This is a genomic window from Pseudomonas sp. MPB03 (genome assembly GCF_046605385.1).
Classification (GTDB): domain Bacteria; phylum Pseudomonadota; class Gammaproteobacteria; order Pseudomonadales; family Pseudomonadaceae; genus Aquipseudomonas; species Aquipseudomonas zanjanensis.
The window spans coordinates 6,437,375-6,452,119 of record NZ_CP176770.1 but is presented as its reverse complement, the minus strand read 5'-3'; the positions used below and the strand labels follow the sequence as shown (position 1 = coordinate 6,452,119).

Genomic DNA, 14,745 nt, shown 5'->3' with positions numbered 1-14,745 from the left:
AGTAAAGGTCAGGCAGGCTCGACCGTACCGATGAAGTTCGCCAGCTCCGCCGTCTGCGGATCGGCAAACAGCACCTTCGGATCGCCCACTTCATGCACCTTGCCCTGATGCATGAACACCAGTTTGTCGCCCACTTCCCGGGCGAAGCGCATTTCGTGGGTGACCATGATCAGCGTCATGCCTTCCTTGGCCAGTTGCCGCACCACGCTGAGCACTTCGTTGACCAGTTCCGGGTCCAGGGCCGAAGTGATTTCGTCGCACAGCAGCACTTTCGGCGACATCGCCAGGGCGCGGGCAATCGCCACCCGTTGCTGCTGGCCGCCGGACAAGCGGTCGGGGAACGCATCGAATTTCTCGCCCAGCCCGACCCGTTCCAGCATCTGCCGCGCCAGCTCGGCCGCCTTGGCCTTGGGTACTTTTTGCACAACTTGCGGCGCGAGCATGACGTTCTCGCCGACGGTCAGGTGCGGGAACAGGTTGAACTGCTGGAACACCATCCCGACTTTCTGCCGCAGGCTGCGCAGGTCGGCACGGGCGGCGTCGAGGTATTCGCCGTCGACTTCGATCACACCGTCGTTGATCGACTCCAAGCCATTGAGGGTGCGCAGCAAGGTGGACTTGCCCGAGCCGCTGCGGCCGATGATCGCCACCACCTGGCCTTCCTCGACGCTCAGGTCGATGCCTTTGAGCACGTGATGATCGCCGTAGTATTTATGCAGGGCGGTAATTCTAAGCAGAGGCATGCAGTCTCCTTTCCAGGTAACGCGCACTGAGGGACAAGGGGTAGCAGAGCAGGAAGTAACCGAGGGCGACCAGGCCATAAACCATGAACGGCTCGAACGTGGCATTGGCGAGCATGCCGCCGGTCTTGGTCAGTTCGGTAAAGCCGATGATCGACGTGACAGCCGTGCCTTTGACCACCTGCACGGAAAAACCCACGGTCGGCGCCACGGCGATGCGCAGGGCCTGGGGCAGGATCACGTAGCGCAGCTGTTCCAGCGGGTTGAGGGCCAGGCTTGCGGAGGCTTCCCACTGGCCGTTGGAAATCGAATCGACACAACCGCGCCAGATCTCCGCCAGGTAGGCGCTGGTAAACAGCGTCAGGGCAATCGCCGCCGCCATCCAGGGTGAAATCTCCACTCCGGCCAGGGCCACGCCGAAGAACACCAGGAACAGTTGCATCAATAGCGGTGTGCCTTGGAACAGCTCGATGTAGGTACGGGCGATGTTGCGGGGCAGGGCGCGTTTGGAGATGCGCAGCACCATCACCAGCAAGCCGATCACGCCACCGCCGATAAACGCCACCAGCGACAGGGCCAGGGTCCATTGCAGCCCGGTGAGCAGGTTGCGCACCACGTCCCAGAAAGTGAAATCGCTCATTGGCTGCTCCTGGCGATGTAGCGACGCCCGACCCAATTGAGGAACTGGCGGATCAACAGCGCCATGCACAGATAGATCAGCGTGGTCAGCGCGTAGGTTTCGAACGCGCGGAAGTTGCGCGACTGGATGAAGTTGGCGGCAAAGCTCAATTCTTCGGTGGCGATCTGCGAACAGACCGCCGAGCCGAGCATCACGATGATGATCTGGCTGCTCAAGGCCGGCCAGACCTTGCCCAGTGCTGGCAGCAGCACCACGTGGCGGAACGCCTCGAAGCGGCTCATTGCCAGGGCCGCAGCGGCTTCCAGTTGCCCCCGCGGGATGGCCTGGATACCGGCGCGGATGATCTCGGTGGAGTAGGCGCCGAGGTTGATCACCATCGCCAGTACCGCGGCCTGCCATTCGGAAATCTGCAGGCCCAGGGACGGCAAGCCGAAGAAGATGAAAAACAGCTGCACCAGGAACGGCGTGTTGCGGATCAACTCCACGTACACGCCGACGATCGCTGCGAACGGACGAATGTTCCAGGCCCGCACCACGGCCCCGACGATGCCCAGGCCAACCCCGAGCAACGTGCCGATGGCCGTCAGTTCCAAGGTGAACAGCGCGCCGCGCAACAGCAGCTCGGTGTTTTGCACCACCGGCAGAAAATCGAACTGATAAGCCATGCTCAGCCTCTCAAGCGACGGTCAGAGATCGGCCGGCAGCGGCTGTTTGAGCCAGGTCTGGGCGTTCTTTTCCAGGCTGCCATCGGTCTTGGCGGTGGCCAGGATCTGGTTGACCTTGTCCAGCAAGGCCGGCTCGTTCTTGTTCACGCCCACGTACACCGGCGAGTCCTTGAGTTTCACCTTCAGCGCCGGAACACGCTTGGGGTTGCGTTCGCTGATGGCGACCATCACCACATTGCCGCTGGCGATCAGGTCGACCTGGCCGGCCAGGTAGGCGGCGATGGTCGAGTTGTTGTCTTCGAAGCGCTTGATGGTGGCGCCTTCGGGGGCGACTTTGGTCAGCTCGATGTCTTCGATGGCGCCACGGGTGACGCTGATGGTCTTGCCCTTGAGGTCGTCCAGGGTGTTGATGGCGGCATCAGGCGGGCCGAACACGGCCAGGTAGAACGGCGCATAGGCACTGGAGAAATCGATGACCTTTTCCCGCTCCGGATTCTTGCCCAGGCTGGAAATCACCAGGTCGACCTTGCCGGTGGTCAGGAACGGGATGCGGTTGGTGCTGTTGACTGGGGTCAGTTCAAGCTTGACCTTGAGCTGGTCGGCCAGCAGTTTCGCGGTGTCGATGTCCAGGCCGCGGGGCTTCATGTCCGGGCCGACCGAACCGAAGGGCGGAAAGTCCTGGGGCACGGCGACCTTGAGGGTGCCACGCTTGACCACGTCTTCCAGGCCATCGGCGTGGGCAGGCAGCTGACAAAGCATCAGGCTGGCGAACAGGGCTGTGAGCAGGGCGCTGCAACGCTGAATCATGGCGAATCTCCGCAATCGGTGATGTGATTTCTGCGTTCGGACAGAGCACAGGCCATGCCAAGCCGGCTTTTAATCGGTCAAAGCCACGGTTTTGCTGGTGGGAGGCGGTCTTACTGGTCTGAACAGTTGCGCCGCGTTTCGCACCTTTATCGAGCGTCGGCATTTGCCGTCGAACCCTGCTGGGGCACGACTTGCCGGGCGCGGCGAATAGCTTTACAACTAGCCGCTCACTGGCCCGGTTCGTCTGAAAAATCATGAATTCCATCGCTCGTGCCGTTCCTGAAGTGGCGCTGCAAGCCATCCGCAAACTGATCGTCGATGAAGGCTTCGGCCCCGGCGATGCGCTGCCGTCGCAACGGGACCTGGCGCTGCAACTGGGGGTGAGCCGGGCGTCGTTGCGCGAAGCGCTGTCCTCCCTGAGTGCCTTGGGCATGATCAGCGTGCAGCCGGGCAAGGGCGTGTTCGTGCAGGCACCGGTAGAGGCTCCACGCAGCGAGTCGGCGCCGGGCTGGCCGTTCGCGGCCCAGGCTTCGCCGGTGGACATCTTCCAGTTGCGCTACGCCCTGGAGGGTTTCGCGGCGGGGTTGGCGGCGGTGACGCTCAGCGCCGATGAGCTCGACCGGTTGCAAGACAATGTCGAAGCCATGCGCCGGGAATTGAAGGTCGGGGATTTCGACGCCGCCGCGCGGCTGGATTTCGAATTCCATCGGCGAATCCTGCTGGCCAGCGGCAACCAGGCGATGCTGAGCATCCTCACCGCCAGCGCCGAGATCTTCCTGGAGAGCCAGAAACTACCGTTCATCCGGGCGGAGCGGGCGATGGAAACCTGGCAGGAGCATCGCAAGATCCTGCGCGCCTTGGCGCGTCGGGCGTCAGGCGCCGCGCAAAAAGCCATGCAGGAACATGTACGTAACGCTGCGCTGCGTACCGGCATTTCCTTTGTCGCTCCCGTAGCTTCTTGAACCGGGCCATACTCAAATACATCGTGCGCCATAGCGAGACTCAATCAACTGCGGCTTCCTGAACCCGGGAAGGGCCGCTATGATGGGCCACGTTTTTTTGCTGATGACCCCGGAGATTTCCATGAGCAGCGATCTGATCAAACACGTTAGCGACGCTAGCTTCGAAGCTGACGTTCTCAAGGCCGAAGGCGCGGTACTGGTCGACTATTGGGCTGAGTGGTGCGGTCCTTGCAAAATGATCGCTCCGGTCCTGGACGAGATTGCCGAGACCTACAAGGGCAAGCTGACCGTTGCCAAGCTGAACATCGACGAAAACCAGGAGACGCCGGCCAAGCACGGCGTGCGTGGTATCCCGACCCTGATGCTGTTCAAGAACGGCAACGTCGAAGCCACCAAGGTCGGTGCGCTGTCGAAGTCGCAACTGGCCGCTTTCCTCGACGCCAACATCTAAGCGCCGAATGCCACTGGAAAAGCCCCGCAAATCGCGGGGCTTTTTCGTTATTCGGGGCTAGACGCTTGCAAACCCAGGTGGTACATTCGGCCCCGCACTGGTTTCTCCATTGCCCCCTGCAAGCCGTCGCCGACGCTCTCCTTTCGAATAAGTACGCGATCCTGTCGCCTTCTCCGCGGCGCGGCCTCATTAAGCCAAAAGCTTAATTTCCCCCCTCCATAAATGATTACGTCATTCCTATATGAATCTGACTGAACTCAAGCAAAAGCCGATTACCGAACTGCTCGAATTGGCCGAACAGATGGGCATAGAAAATATGGCCCGTTCGCGCAAGCAGGACGTGATTTTCTCCCTGCTCAAGAAGCACGCGAAAAGCGGCGAGGAAATCTCCGGTGATGGCGTGCTGGAGATTCTCCAGGACGGCTTCGGCTTCCTTCGCTCCGCAGACGCTTCCTATCTCGCCGGCCCAGACGATATCTACGTCTCGCCGAGCCAGATCCGTCGCTTCAACTTGCGCACCGGTGACACCATCGTTGGCAAGATCCGCCCTCCGAAGGAAGGCGAGCGTTACTTCGCCCTGCTCAAGGTCGACACGATCAACTTCGATCGTCCGGAAAACGCGAAGAACAAGATTCTCTTCGAGAACCTGACCCCGCTGTTCCCGACCGTGCGCATGAAGATGGAAGCCGGCAACGGTTCCACCGAAGACCTCACCGGTCGTGTCATCGACCTGTGCGCACCCATCGGCAAAGGCCAGCGTGGCCTGATCGTGGCGCCGCCGAAAGCGGGCAAGACGATCATGCTGCAGAACATCGCGGCCAACATCGCCCGTAACAACCCTGAAGTTCACCTGATCGTGTTGCTGATCGACGAACGTCCGGAAGAAGTGACCGAAATGCAGCGCACCGTGCGCGGCGAAGTGGTCGCCTCGACGTTCGACGAGCCGCCAACCCGTCACGTGCAGGTTGCCGAAATGGTGATCGAGAAGGCCAAGCGCCTGGTCGAGCACAAGAAGGACGTGGTGATCCTGCTGGACTCCATCACCCGTCTGGCACGTGCCTACAACACCGTGATCCCGAGCTCCGGCAAGGTGCTGACCGGTGGTGTCGATGCCCACGCGCTGGAAAAACCGAAGCGTTTCTTCGGCGCCGCGCGGAACATCGAGGAAGGCGGTTCGCTGACCATCATCGCCACCGCACTGGTTGAAACCGGTTCGAAGATGGACGAAGTGATCTACGAGGAATTCAAGGGCACCGGCAACATGGAACTGCCCCTGGACCGTCGTATCGCCGAGAAGCGTGTGTTCCCGGCCATCAACATCAACCGTTCCGGTACCCGTCGCGAAGAATTGCTGACCGCCGATGACGAGTTGCAGCGCATGTGGATCCTGCGCAAGCTGCTGCATCCGATGGATGAAGTCGCTGCCATCGAGTTCCTGGTCGACAAGCTGAAGACGACCAAGACCAACGATGAGTTCTTCCTGTCGATGAAACGCAAGTAAATCATCAGGACAGGCCAGCAAGAGCCGGGGAAACCCGGCTTTTTGCTATCTGTGCATTCACTATTCTGGACGGGCGGCGTTAAACTCGGGCCCCCGAACGCCACGGCGACCATGAGGCTTTTGCATGCAGTATCGCGACTTGCGCGACTTTATCAGTGGGCTGGAACAGCGCGGCGAACTCAAGCGCATCCAGGTGCCGGTGTCCCCCGTCCTGGAAATGACCGAGGTCTGCGACCGCACCCTGCGCGCAAAAGGCCCGGCGCTGTTGTTCGAAAACCCGACGGGTTATGACATCCCGGTGCTGGGCAACCTGTTCGGCACACCGGAGCGCGTGGCCCTGGGCATGGGGGCCGAGGCCGTCAGCGAACTGCGCGAAATCGGCAAGCTGCTGGCGTTCCTCAAGGAGCCCGAGCCGCCCAAAGGCCTGAAGGACGCTTGGTCGAAGCTGCCGATTTTCCGCAAGATCATTTCCATGGCGCCGAAAGTCGTCAAGGACGCGATCTGCCAGGAAGTGGTGATCGAGGGTGACGACGTCGATTTGGCTATGCTGCCGGTACAGACCTGCTGGCCGGGCGACGTCGGCCCGCTGATCACTTGGGGCCTGACCGTCACCAAAGGCCCGAACAAGGACCGCCAGAACCTGGGCATCTACCGTCAGCAAGTTATCGGCCGCAACAAGGTCATCATGCGCTGGCTGAGCCATCGGGGTGGTGCGCTGGATTACCGCGAGTGGTGTGAAAAACACCCCGGCCAGCCTTTCCCGGTGTCGGTGGCCCTGGGCGCGGACCCGGCGACTATCCTCGGCGCTGTCACACCCGTGCCCGACAGCCTTTCCGAATATGCCTTCGCCGGCCTGCTGCGGGGCAACCGTACCGAACTGGTGAAATGCCGCGGCAACGACCTGCAAGTGCCGGCCACCGCCGAGATCATCCTTGAGGGGGTGATCCATCCCGGCGAAATGGCCGACGAAGGGCCGTACGGCGACCACACCGGTTACTACAACGAAGTCGACAGCTTCCCGGTGTTTACCGTCGAGCGCATCACCCATCGGATCAAGCCGATCTACCACAGCACCTACACCGGTCGTCCGCCTGATGAGCCGGCGATTCTCGGCGTGGCGCTGAACGAAGTGTTCGTGCCTATCCTGCAAAAGCAGTTTCCGGAAATTACCGATTTCTATTTGCCGCCGGAAGGCTGTTCGTATCGCATGGCCGTGGTGACCATGAAGAAGTCGTATCCGGGGCACGCCAAGCGGGTGATGCTCGGGGTCTGGTCGTTTTTGCGACAGTTCATGTACACCAAGTTCGTTATCGTCACCGACGACGATATCAATGCACGGGACTGGAACGACGTGATCTGGGCCATCACCACGCGCATGGACCCCAAGCGCGACACGGTGATGATCGAGAATACGCCGATCGACTACCTCGACTTCGCCTCGCCGGTGTCTGGCCTGGGGTCGAAGATGGGGCTCGATGCCACGCATAAATGGCCCGGTGAAACCACCCGTGAGTGGGGCCGGGTTATCGTCAAGGATGAAGCCGTTACCCAACGGATCGATGCCATCTGGAATCAGTTAGGAATAGATTGATGCGTGTAACCTTGCAGCCTTCCGGCGCGGTGCTGGAGATACAGCCGGCGGAGCGGATTCTCGATGGCGCGCGGCGCCTGGGCTATGAATGCCCGCAAAGCTGCCGCAACGGCAACTGCCACGTCTGTGGCGCGTTGCTGGTGGAAGGCCGTGTGCAACAGGCGGGCGAGGTGCGCGATCACGGTGAGATCTTCACCTGTATCGCCGAGCCGCTGGAGGACTGCGTGGTGCTGTGGGACGGCGTGCTGTCGCCGGGAGAGCTGCCGGTACGCAACCTGGCGTGCCAGGTCATCGAGTGCGCCGACGTAGGCGGTGATGTCTGGCGAGTGCGCCTGCGTGCGCCGGCGGGCAAGCCACCGCGCTATCACGCCGGGCAGTACCTGATGATCGAGAGGGAAAACGGCGAGAAATCGGCTTTTTCCCTGGCCTCGGCGCCGCATTCCGGGCGCGAGCTGCAATTGCACGTATTGGTGCGCGAAAGCAGTGCACAGGCGCTGCTGGAGCAACTGCGACGCAACCCCAGCGTGCGCGTGGAAATGCCGTTTGGCGACACGCATTTGTCCGAACTACCGGAAGGCCCATTGGTGCTGATCGCCGCTGGAACCGGCATGGCGCAGATGCACAGCTTGATCGAGCACTGCCGCGCGGCGGGCTTCAAGCACCCGGTGCACCTGTATTGGGGCGTGCGGCGGCCGGAAGATTTCTATGAAATCGAGCATTGGGACGAATGGAAAAAACTGCCGAACCTGTTCCTGCATAAAGTCGTCAGCGACTTGTGTGGCTGGGAAGGGCGCTGCGGGATGCTCCATGAAGCGGTGTGCGAGGACATCAGTGACCTTTCTGGTGTGCACGTCTATGCCAGCGGTTCGCCGGCCATGATCTATGCCACGCTCGATGCCTTGGTGGAAGCCGGCATGGACGCTCATCAGATGCGCGCGGATGTGTTTGCGTATGCGCCGCGGGGTTGAATCGCATTCACCCACCCAGGCTTAGTGAGCTTTTTTGTGGCGAGGGAGCTTGCTCCCGCTGGGCTGCGCAGCGGCCCCAAGATCTTGCGGTCGCTGCGCAGCCGAGCGGGAGCAAGCTCCCTCGCCACAACAGCGCGCATGTCCACCCGTCGATATAAATTCATATATTTCGTTTCGATATTTAGCCTTGAGGCTAGATACCGATAACGTATATAGGGTGCGCAATGGCATTTAACTTGCGTGAATTCCCCCGAGCGTCAACACCATGACGGCACCCCGACTACCTTCCGCCCCCGCGAGGAGCCAACCGCTAACGGCCATGACCGCTATCGAATCCGCCATTACCTGTGCCTTGTACCCGCCACGACTCGAACTGGGGCCGCAGCTGACCCGTGAACAATTGCTCGCCTCGATGCAATTGACCATGAGTCTCCACCGGGGTGGTCCGGTCTGGTTGTTCGCGTACGGTTCATTGATCTGGCGGCCGGAATGTACGGCGGTGGAGCGGGTGCGCGGCCGGGTCCATGGTTACCATCGCGGTTTATACCTGTGGTCCCACGAACACCGCGGCACCCCGGAATTGCCAGGGTTGGTGTTCGGATTGGATCGCGGCGGTTCGTGCAGCGGGTTCGCCTATCGATTGCCGGAGGAGAACCTTGAGGACTCATTGTTTGCCCTGTGGCAGCGCGAGATGCCGGTGCCGTCCTATCGCCCGCACTGGCTCAGTTGCCGTCTCGAGGATGGCAGTCGGGTGCAAGCCTTGGGTTTTGTGTTGGAGCGACACCTGCCCAGCTATGCCGGCAACTTGCCGGACCATGTGCTGAGCCAGGTGTTCGAAAGCGCCTGTGGGCGTTACGGCACCACTCGCGATTATGTCGAGCAGACCGTACACGCCCTGCGCAGCCACGCCATGCCAGACCGGAACCTGGAGGCGCGGCTCAAGCGCTGCCAATCAGCGCTGGATCAGGCGACCGCTTCGCGGCTCTGACTGGCGATTTGCTTGTGCCATAGGGTTGGCGCGAGGAATGCCATCGCCAGCAAGCAGGCACCGACCAACAGCACAAAACCGCCATTCCAGCCAAAGTGGTCCACGGTGTAGCCCATGGCGGCACTGGCCGCGACCGACCCACCCAGGTAACCAAACAGGCCCGTGAAGCCCGCGGCGGTACCGGCGGCTTTCTTCGGCGCCAGCTCCAGTGCCTGCAAACCGATTAGCATCACCGGGCCGTAGATCAGGAAGCCGATGGAAACCAGGGCGATCATGTCGACGGTCGGGTTGCCGGCCGGGTTCAGCCAGTACACCAGCGTTGCCACGGTCACCAGGGCCATGAACACCATGCCGGTCAGGCCACGGTTGCCACGGAAGATCTTGTCGGACATCCAGCCACACAGCAGCGTGCCGGGAATGCCCGCCCACTCGTAGAAGAAATAGGCCCAGGAGCTCTTGTCCACCGTGAAGCCCTTGGCTTCCTTGAGGTAGGTCGGCGCCCAGTCCAGCACGCCGTAGCGCAGCAGGTAGACGAAGACGTTGGCCATGGCGATGTACCAGAGCATCTTGTTGCGCAGCACGTACTTGACGAAGATTTCCTTGGCGCTGAATTCGTTCTCGTGGCTGGCGTCGTAGCCTTCCGGGTAGTCGTTCTTGTATTTCTCGATCGGGGGCAGGCCCACCGATTGCGGGGTGTCGCGCATGGTCGCGAAGGCAAACACCGCAACGACGAGCGCTACGGTAGCGGGCACATAGAATGCCGCGTGCCAATCATTGAACCAGGCCATGCCCAGCAGGAACAACGGGCCGATCAGGCCGCCACCGACGTTGTGCGCCACGTTCCACACCGACACCACGCCGCCACGTTCCTTCTGCGACCACCAATGCACCATGGTCCGTCCGCTTGGCGGCCAGCCCATGCCTTGGGCCCAGCCGTTGATGAACAGGAGGATGAACATGATGGTCACGCTGGACGTTGCCCAGGGCGCGAAACCGAACACGAACATCACTCCCGCCGAGACCAGCAAGCCGAAGGGCAGGAAGTAACGGGGGTTGGAACGGTCGGACACCAGGCCCATCAGGAACTTCGACAGCCCATAAGCGATGGCGATGGCAGACATGGCCAGGCCCAGCTGGCCACGGGTATAACCCTCGTCGATCAGGTACGGCATGGCCAGGGAGAAGTTCTTGCGCAGCAGGTAATACCCGGCGTAGCCAATGAAGATCCCGGCGAAGATCTGCCAGCGAAGGCGTCGGTAGGTGCTGTCGATTTTTTCTTCAGGCAGGACTGCCTGGTGTGCGGCAGGTCGAAAGAAAGCAAACATTCAAGTGCTCCAGGTTCTTGTTATGGCGGCGGATGCGAATGTTACAGTTTCGTTACCGAAAATAGCATCGCTCGTTGTCGCATAAAAAGCAGAAATTTCGATTGGTCATGTTCTTAAGTGAACATGTCGTTCAGACGTAAGCGAAGGGCGTCGTAGGAAATGGCCTTCGCGATGCCCTTTCATGCGCCGCACCGGTGAATACGGGGCAAAACAGTGGGAAACATCCTTCGCCCAAATGGGAAGTCTCGCTATTTGGCCCACGGACCGTGGCCTTTACCCTTTACGTTTCTGCCAGGTCTGGCATTTCAACTGAGGGGTAGGGGCATGAGGTGGTCCGTGGTGATGCTGTTGCTGTGCTTGTCCGGTACGAGCGGGGCAGCGGAAATGTTGTTGGTGCCCGAGCACAATCCCAGGCCGGATTACCCGACGGCCCTGGTCCGCAAGGGCATCATGGGTATGGCCCGGGTCGGCTTCATGGTGCATGCCGATGGTCATGTCGATGAGATCGCGATCCTGCACAGCGATCATCCGGATTTCGCCGAAGCTGCACGGGAAGCGGTCAGCCAATGGCGCTTCAAGCCTTGGCCGGTGGATCTCGAACACCCGGCGAAGACGCATGTCGTAGCGCCCTTCGAGTTCCGCCTGGATGACTTGCCACTGGACGCCAATAAGTGGATCAAGACCTGGAAATGCTCGGACATCAACGCCCACGCCAACGGCCAGCTATGGGTGCAGGACTTGCTCCCGTTCCATTACACACGCCTCTACTTATCCAATGTGTTTTTCGTCAAACAGTTACCGGAAGCCGAGCGCCTGGCCTTGATCGCCCGGCTCAACAGGCTCTTGCCTTCAATCGTGCAGCGTTGCGGGAGTTTTCCAGCGGCGCGGTATATGCGGATGTTACCGAAGGAAGTTCGAGAGTTGCTTTAGTGCGGGTCAATGGCGGTCCGGCGCATGGGGCCTGACCGCCTTGACGCATTCAACGCACCTGCACAACCACCTTCCCCACCGCCTTGCGCTGCCCTAGGTCATTGATCGCCTGGGCGGCGTTGCTCAGCGGATACACCTGGGACACCAGCGGCTTGAGCTTGCCCTCGGCGAACCAGCCGAACAGTTGCTGGAAATTGGCGGCATTGTCCTTCGGTTGGCGCTGGGCGAAAGAGCCCCAGAACACGCCCACCACGGCAGCACCCTTGAGCAAGGCCAGGTTCACGGGGAGTTCCGGGATGCGTCCGCTGGCAAAACCCACCACCAGCAACCGGCCGTTCCAGGCGATGGCGCGGATGGCCTGGTCGAACAGGTCGCCGCCCACCGGGTCGTAGATCACGTCGGCGCCCTGGCCGTCGGTGAGGCGCTTGATTTCATCCTTCAGGCTGGTTTCGCTGTAGTTGATCAAATCGTCGGCACCGGCCGCCTTGGCCACGGCGAGTTTCTCCGCGCTGCTGGCGGCGGCGATCACCCGGGCGCCCATGGCCTTGCCGATTTCCACGGCCGCCAGGCCAACGCCACCGGAGGCGCCGAGCACCAGCAGGGTTTCGCCGGGTTGCAGGTTGGCCCGTTGCCTGAGGGCGTGCATCGAGGTGCCATAGGTCATGCTGAAAGCCGCGGCGGTGTTGAAGTCCATGGACGCGGGAATCGGCAACACGTTGTAGCCGGGGACCGTCACCTGTTCGGCAAAGCTGCCCCAGCCGGTCAGCGCCATCACCCGGTCGCCGACTTTCAAGTGGCTGACGTTCTCACCCACCTGGCTGACCACGCCCGCCGCTTCGCCGCCGGGGGAAAACGGGAAGGGTGGCTTGAATTGGTATTTGCCCTCGATGATCAGCGTGTCAGGGAAATTCACCCCGGCGGCGTGCACGTCCAGCAGCACTTCGTTCTTCTTGGCGACGGGGCTGGCGACGTCTTCCAGCACCAGCGATTCGGCGGGGCCGAATTCTTTGCACAGCACGGCTTTCATCAGGGCTATTCCTTTGGGAGTGATGGCCGATAAGTGTAGGTGTGAGAGACAACGGGTCAACGAGCATGCCCCGCCCTGATAGCCGGCCATAAGCTTGTGCTTGAATGGCGGGTCGGTATGCTGGGCCGCAAACCGGATGAGGAATCGATTGTGAAAGCGTGGATCATGTTGATGCTGGCCCTGTCGCTGCCTGTGGCGGCGATGGCCGAAGAGGCCAAGGAAGCGAAAGAGGGCGAGGCACCGAAAGTCAGTTATATCACCCTCAGCCCGCCGTTCGTGGGCAACTATGGCTTGGACGGCACGGCGAAGCTGAAGGTCTACAAGGCCGACGTGGCCCTGCGCGTGACCGGTGATGCCGCCGCGGCGGCGGTCAAGGCCAACGAGCCACTGATTCGTAACCAGTTGGTGGCGTTGTTTGCCCAGCAGACCACCGAGGGGATGAACAACCTCGAAGCCAAGGAAAAACTGCGTCAGGAAGCGTTGAAGCAGACCCAGCAGGTGATGAACGACGAGACTGGCAAGCCGATGGTGGATGATTTGTTGTTCAACAACCTGATCATTCAATAGGTTTTGTGGTGGCTGGGCGGGCCCTATCGCGAGCAAGCTCGCTCCCACAGTGGATCTCCAGTGGTCCTATTTTGTGAACAACCGAGACCCCTGTGGGAGCGAGCTTGCTCGCGATAGCGGCCTACCGGACAGCGAATCACTCAAGGCTTCAGCGCAACCACCGCCGCCCACTGCTCCGCCGTCACTGGCATCACTGACAGTCGCGAGCCTTTCTGCACCAGCGGCATGTCCGCCAGGGCGGTCTGTTGCTTGAGGTAGTCGAGCTTCAGGACGTGGCGGAACGTCTCGACATGGGCCACGTCGATCGCGGTCCAGGGGTTTTTGTCCGGGCTGGCCTTGGCGTCGAAATAATGGCTGTCCGGGTCCAGGGCGGTCGGGTCGGGGTAGGCCGCCTGGATGATTTTGCCGATCCCGGCGATACCGGGCTCGGGGCAGCTGGAATGGTAGAAAAAGAATGTATCGCCCACCGCCATGGCCCGCAGGAAATTGCGTGCCTGGTAGTTGCGAACCCCGTCCCAACGGGCCTGGCCAAGCTTTTCCAAGCCCTGGATGGACAATTCGTCAGGCTCGGACTTCATCAGCCAATAGGCCATGATTGCTACTCCTTGGCGGTGTGGAAAAAAATAGTTCAGCGATTTTATGACAAACCGACAGTCGGTTGACGCCAGAGTTTGCGTGTAGGGTCCGGTTGCCGCAAAATGCCGGCCTTCCAAGCTTGACGCTGCTGCACGGCCAATAAGAAAACCGCTGCTGTCATCGTGTGTGATATGCCTTGAGGGGGGCAATCGATGAAACGCAAACCGGATTTGTTGTGGATCTTGGTCATTCTGTTCGGTCTGGGTGTCGTGACCACGGGTTACGCCCAAAGCCTGTGGGCCAACAAGACCGAGGCGCCGGTGGATATCACCCAACCCGCGCCATCGCTCAAACGCTGAACCCGCTTTTCAGCCGCCGCGGATGACCGCGGCGTCTATCCCGCGATATACCACTGCCTGTCGCTGACCGTCCCCTGTAGCGGCACGTCCCAGCTTGCCTGCGCCAATCGTTCGACCTTCTGGCATTCATGGGCCAGCCCCAATAGCGTCGGCTTGCGCCACTGCTTGCGCCGCGCCAGGTACGCCAGGCTGCGGTCGTAAAAGCCGCCACCCATGCCCAGCCGACCTCCCGCATCGTCAAATCCCACCAGTGGCAACAGCACCAGGTCCAGCGTCCAGACCTTGCGTTGCCGGGCGATGTTCTTGCGCGGTTCAGGGATACGAAACCGATTGGGCTGCATTTGTTCGCCGGGGTGGATGCGTTGGAATACCATCTTGGTCTGCGGCCACGGGCTGAGTACCGGCAGGTAAGTGGCCTTGCCCCGGCGCTGGGCCGCGCGCAGCAGCAGGCGCGGGTCGATTTCGCCATCGTTGGGCAGGTACAGGGCGATGTGCTTTGCACGGCGAAACAGCGGGTGCTGGGCCAGTTGTTTGTACAGCCCGCGGGCGGCTTGACGTTGCTGGGCGGGCGTCAGAGCGCGACGGGCCTGGCGCAGCAGGCGTCGAAGTTGCGGGCGGGGCAGCAGCGCGGGTTCGGTCATATCAAGG

Annotated in this window: 17 protein-coding genes; 9 read left to right on the top strand and 8 right to left on the bottom strand. The window is 61.1% G+C overall.

From position 1 onward, the window contains the following. Window positions 1–8: 8 nt before the first annotated feature. Genes ACLH0I_RS28265 through ACLH0I_RS28250 form a run of 4 tightly spaced genes read right to left on the bottom strand, consistent with a single transcriptional unit; the run spans window position 9 to window position 2,852 of the window. Window positions 9–743 (bottom strand): amino acid ABC transporter ATP-binding protein, encoded by a 735-nt coding sequence (locus ACLH0I_RS28265; RefSeq protein WP_030138144.1) that lies wholly within the window; start codon window positions 741–743, stop codon window positions 9–11. Continuing rightward, the gene (locus ACLH0I_RS28260) at window positions 730–1,380 is read right to left on the bottom strand and encodes an amino acid ABC transporter permease (protein WP_198724570.1); all 651 of its coding nucleotides are present in this window, start codon (window positions 1,378–1,380) and stop codon (window positions 730–732) included. Before ACLH0I_RS28260 ends, ACLH0I_RS28265 begins: the two co-directional genes overlap by 14 nt. Further along, window positions 1,377–2,045 carry an amino acid ABC transporter permease gene (locus tag ACLH0I_RS28255; RefSeq protein ID WP_250965006.1) on the bottom strand — a complete coding sequence of 223 codons (669 nt, stop codon included), beginning with the start codon at window positions 2,043–2,045 and terminating at the stop codon, window positions 1,377–1,379. The genes ACLH0I_RS28260 and ACLH0I_RS28255 overlap by 4 nt, the downstream gene beginning before the upstream one ends. A gap of 21 nt (window positions 2,046–2,066) precedes the next feature. Continuing rightward, a complete protein-coding gene (locus ACLH0I_RS28250; protein ID WP_411385921.1) occupies window positions 2,067–2,852 on the bottom strand; it encodes a transporter substrate-binding domain-containing protein in 786 nt (261 codons plus the stop codon). Between the two features lie 254 nt (window positions 2,853–3,106). Between ACLH0I_RS28250 and ACLH0I_RS28245 the strand changes: the two genes are divergently transcribed. From ACLH0I_RS28245 to ACLH0I_RS28220, 6 genes are all read left to right on the top strand, one after another. Further along, window positions 3,107–3,814 (top strand): FadR/GntR family transcriptional regulator, encoded by a 708-nt coding sequence (locus ACLH0I_RS28245; protein ID WP_250965004.1) that lies wholly within the window; start codon window positions 3,107–3,109, stop codon window positions 3,812–3,814. Window positions 3,815–3,935: 121 nt separating this feature from the next. Further along, complete coding sequence (gene trxA / locus ACLH0I_RS28240) at window positions 3,936–4,265, top strand: thioredoxin TrxA (protein ID WP_003206727.1); 330 nt, start codon at window positions 3,936–3,938, stop codon at window positions 4,263–4,265. A 241-nt stretch (window positions 4,266–4,506) separates the two neighbouring features. Next, a complete protein-coding gene (rho, locus tag ACLH0I_RS28235; protein ID WP_003206716.1) occupies window positions 4,507–5,766 on the top strand; it encodes a transcription termination factor Rho in 1,260 nt (419 codons plus the stop codon). A 124-nt stretch (window positions 5,767–5,890) separates the two neighbouring features. Further along, a complete protein-coding gene (ubiD, locus tag ACLH0I_RS28230) occupies window positions 5,891–7,357 on the top strand; it encodes a 4-hydroxy-3-polyprenylbenzoate decarboxylase (protein ID WP_039590257.1) in 1,467 nt (488 codons plus the stop codon). Beyond that, window positions 7,357–8,325, top strand: coding sequence for a CDP-6-deoxy-delta-3,4-glucoseen reductase (locus tag ACLH0I_RS28225; RefSeq protein WP_250965003.1), 969 nt, complete (start codon window positions 7,357–7,359; stop codon window positions 8,323–8,325). Before ubiD ends, ACLH0I_RS28225 begins: the two co-directional genes overlap by 1 nt. Window positions 8,326–8,644: 319 nt before the next feature. Then, window positions 8,645–9,313, top strand: a complete 669-nt coding sequence (locus ACLH0I_RS28220; protein ID WP_411385920.1) for a gamma-glutamylcyclotransferase — start codon at window positions 8,645–8,647, stop codon at window positions 9,311–9,313. Here ACLH0I_RS28220 and glpT read toward each other — a convergent pair. After that, complete coding sequence (glpT, locus tag ACLH0I_RS28215; protein WP_186707596.1) at window positions 9,289–10,638, bottom strand: glycerol-3-phosphate transporter; 1,350 nt, start codon at window positions 10,636–10,638, stop codon at window positions 9,289–9,291. The genes ACLH0I_RS28220 and glpT overlap by 25 nt on opposite strands. A 324-nt stretch (window positions 10,639–10,962) precedes the next feature. Here glpT and ACLH0I_RS28210 point away from each other — a divergent pair, with 324 nt between their 5' ends. Then, complete coding sequence (locus ACLH0I_RS28210; protein WP_411385919.1) at window positions 10,963–11,568, top strand: energy transducer TonB; 606 nt, start codon at window positions 10,963–10,965, stop codon at window positions 11,566–11,568. Window positions 11,569–11,617: 49 nt separating this feature from the next. Here ACLH0I_RS28210 and ACLH0I_RS28205 read toward each other — a convergent pair whose 3' ends face one another. Next, complete coding sequence (locus tag ACLH0I_RS28205; protein WP_411385918.1) at window positions 11,618–12,595, bottom strand: NADPH:quinone oxidoreductase family protein; 978 nt, start codon at window positions 12,593–12,595, stop codon at window positions 11,618–11,620. A 150-nt stretch (window positions 12,596–12,745) separates the two neighbouring features. Between ACLH0I_RS28205 and ACLH0I_RS28200 the strand changes: the two genes are divergently transcribed. Further along, window positions 12,746–13,162 (top strand): flagellar basal body-associated FliL family protein, encoded by a 417-nt coding sequence (locus ACLH0I_RS28200; RefSeq protein ID WP_186707593.1) that lies wholly within the window; start codon window positions 12,746–12,748, stop codon window positions 13,160–13,162. A gap of 140 nt (window positions 13,163–13,302) precedes the next feature. Here ACLH0I_RS28200 and ACLH0I_RS28195 read toward each other — a convergent pair whose 3' ends face one another. Continuing rightward, on the bottom strand, window positions 13,303–13,755 hold the full coding sequence (locus ACLH0I_RS28195) for an EVE domain-containing protein (RefSeq protein WP_411385917.1): 453 nt from the start codon (window positions 13,753–13,755) through the stop codon (window positions 13,303–13,305). 195 nt (window positions 13,756–13,950) lie between these two features. Here ACLH0I_RS28195 and ACLH0I_RS28190 point away from each other — a divergent pair, with 195 nt between their 5' ends. Beyond that, window positions 13,951–14,097 carry a hypothetical protein gene (locus tag ACLH0I_RS28190; protein WP_162893876.1) on the top strand — a complete coding sequence of 49 codons (147 nt, stop codon included), beginning with the start codon at window positions 13,951–13,953 and terminating at the stop codon, window positions 14,095–14,097. 35 nt (window positions 14,098–14,132) lie between these two features. On the opposite strand, the gene ACLH0I_RS28185 is transcribed toward ACLH0I_RS28190, so the two are convergent. Continuing rightward, window positions 14,133–14,738, bottom strand: a complete 606-nt coding sequence (locus ACLH0I_RS28185; RefSeq protein WP_411385916.1) for a 5-formyltetrahydrofolate cyclo-ligase — start codon at window positions 14,736–14,738, stop codon at window positions 14,133–14,135. Window positions 14,739–14,745 lie beyond the last annotated feature (7 nt).

What these genes read in the sequence shown, in the direction of transcription:
- ACLH0I_RS28225 (WP_250965003.1), top strand. Translation starts at nt 7,357, where the DNA reads ATGCGTGTAACCTTGCAGCCTTCCGGCGCGGTGCTGGAGATACAGCCG.
- glpT (WP_186707596.1), bottom strand. Translation starts at nt 10,638, where the DNA reads ATGTTTGCTTTCTTTCGACCTGCCGCACACCAGGCAGTCCTGCCTGAA.
- ACLH0I_RS28210 (WP_411385919.1), top strand. Translation starts at nt 10,963, where the DNA reads ATGAGGTGGTCCGTGGTGATGCTGTTGCTGTGCTTGTCCGGTACGAGC.
- ubiD (WP_039590257.1), top strand. Translation starts at nt 5,891, where the DNA reads ATGCAGTATCGCGACTTGCGCGACTTTATCAGTGGGCTGGAACAGCGC.
- ACLH0I_RS28255 (WP_250965006.1), bottom strand. Translation starts at nt 2,045, where the DNA reads ATGGCTTATCAGTTCGATTTTCTGCCGGTGGTGCAAAACACCGAGCTG.
- ACLH0I_RS28265 (WP_030138144.1), bottom strand. Translation starts at nt 743, where the DNA reads ATGCCTCTGCTTAGAATTACCGCCCTGCATAAATACTACGGCGATCAT.
- ACLH0I_RS28220 (WP_411385920.1), top strand. Translation starts at nt 8,645, where the DNA reads ATGACCGCTATCGAATCCGCCATTACCTGTGCCTTGTACCCGCCACGA.
- trxA (WP_003206727.1), top strand. Translation starts at nt 3,936, where the DNA reads ATGAGCAGCGATCTGATCAAACACGTTAGCGACGCTAGCTTCGAAGCT.
- ACLH0I_RS28195 (WP_411385917.1), bottom strand. Translation starts at nt 13,755, where the DNA reads ATGGCCTATTGGCTGATGAAGTCCGAGCCTGACGAATTGTCCATCCAG.
- ACLH0I_RS28185 (WP_411385916.1), bottom strand. Translation starts at nt 14,738, where the DNA reads ATGACCGAACCCGCGCTGCTGCCCCGCCCGCAACTTCGACGCCTGCTG.
- ACLH0I_RS28250 (WP_411385921.1), bottom strand. Translation starts at nt 2,852, where the DNA reads ATGATTCAGCGTTGCAGCGCCCTGCTCACAGCCCTGTTCGCCAGCCTG.
- ACLH0I_RS28190 (WP_162893876.1), top strand. Translation starts at nt 13,951, where the DNA reads ATGAAACGCAAACCGGATTTGTTGTGGATCTTGGTCATTCTGTTCGGT.
- rho (WP_003206716.1), top strand. Translation starts at nt 4,507, where the DNA reads ATGAATCTGACTGAACTCAAGCAAAAGCCGATTACCGAACTGCTCGAA.
- ACLH0I_RS28205 (WP_411385918.1), bottom strand. Translation starts at nt 12,595, where the DNA reads ATGAAAGCCGTGCTGTGCAAAGAATTCGGCCCCGCCGAATCGCTGGTG.
- ACLH0I_RS28245 (WP_250965004.1), top strand. Translation starts at nt 3,107, where the DNA reads ATGAATTCCATCGCTCGTGCCGTTCCTGAAGTGGCGCTGCAAGCCATC.
- ACLH0I_RS28260 (WP_198724570.1), bottom strand. Translation starts at nt 1,380, where the DNA reads ATGAGCGATTTCACTTTCTGGGACGTGGTGCGCAACCTGCTCACCGGG.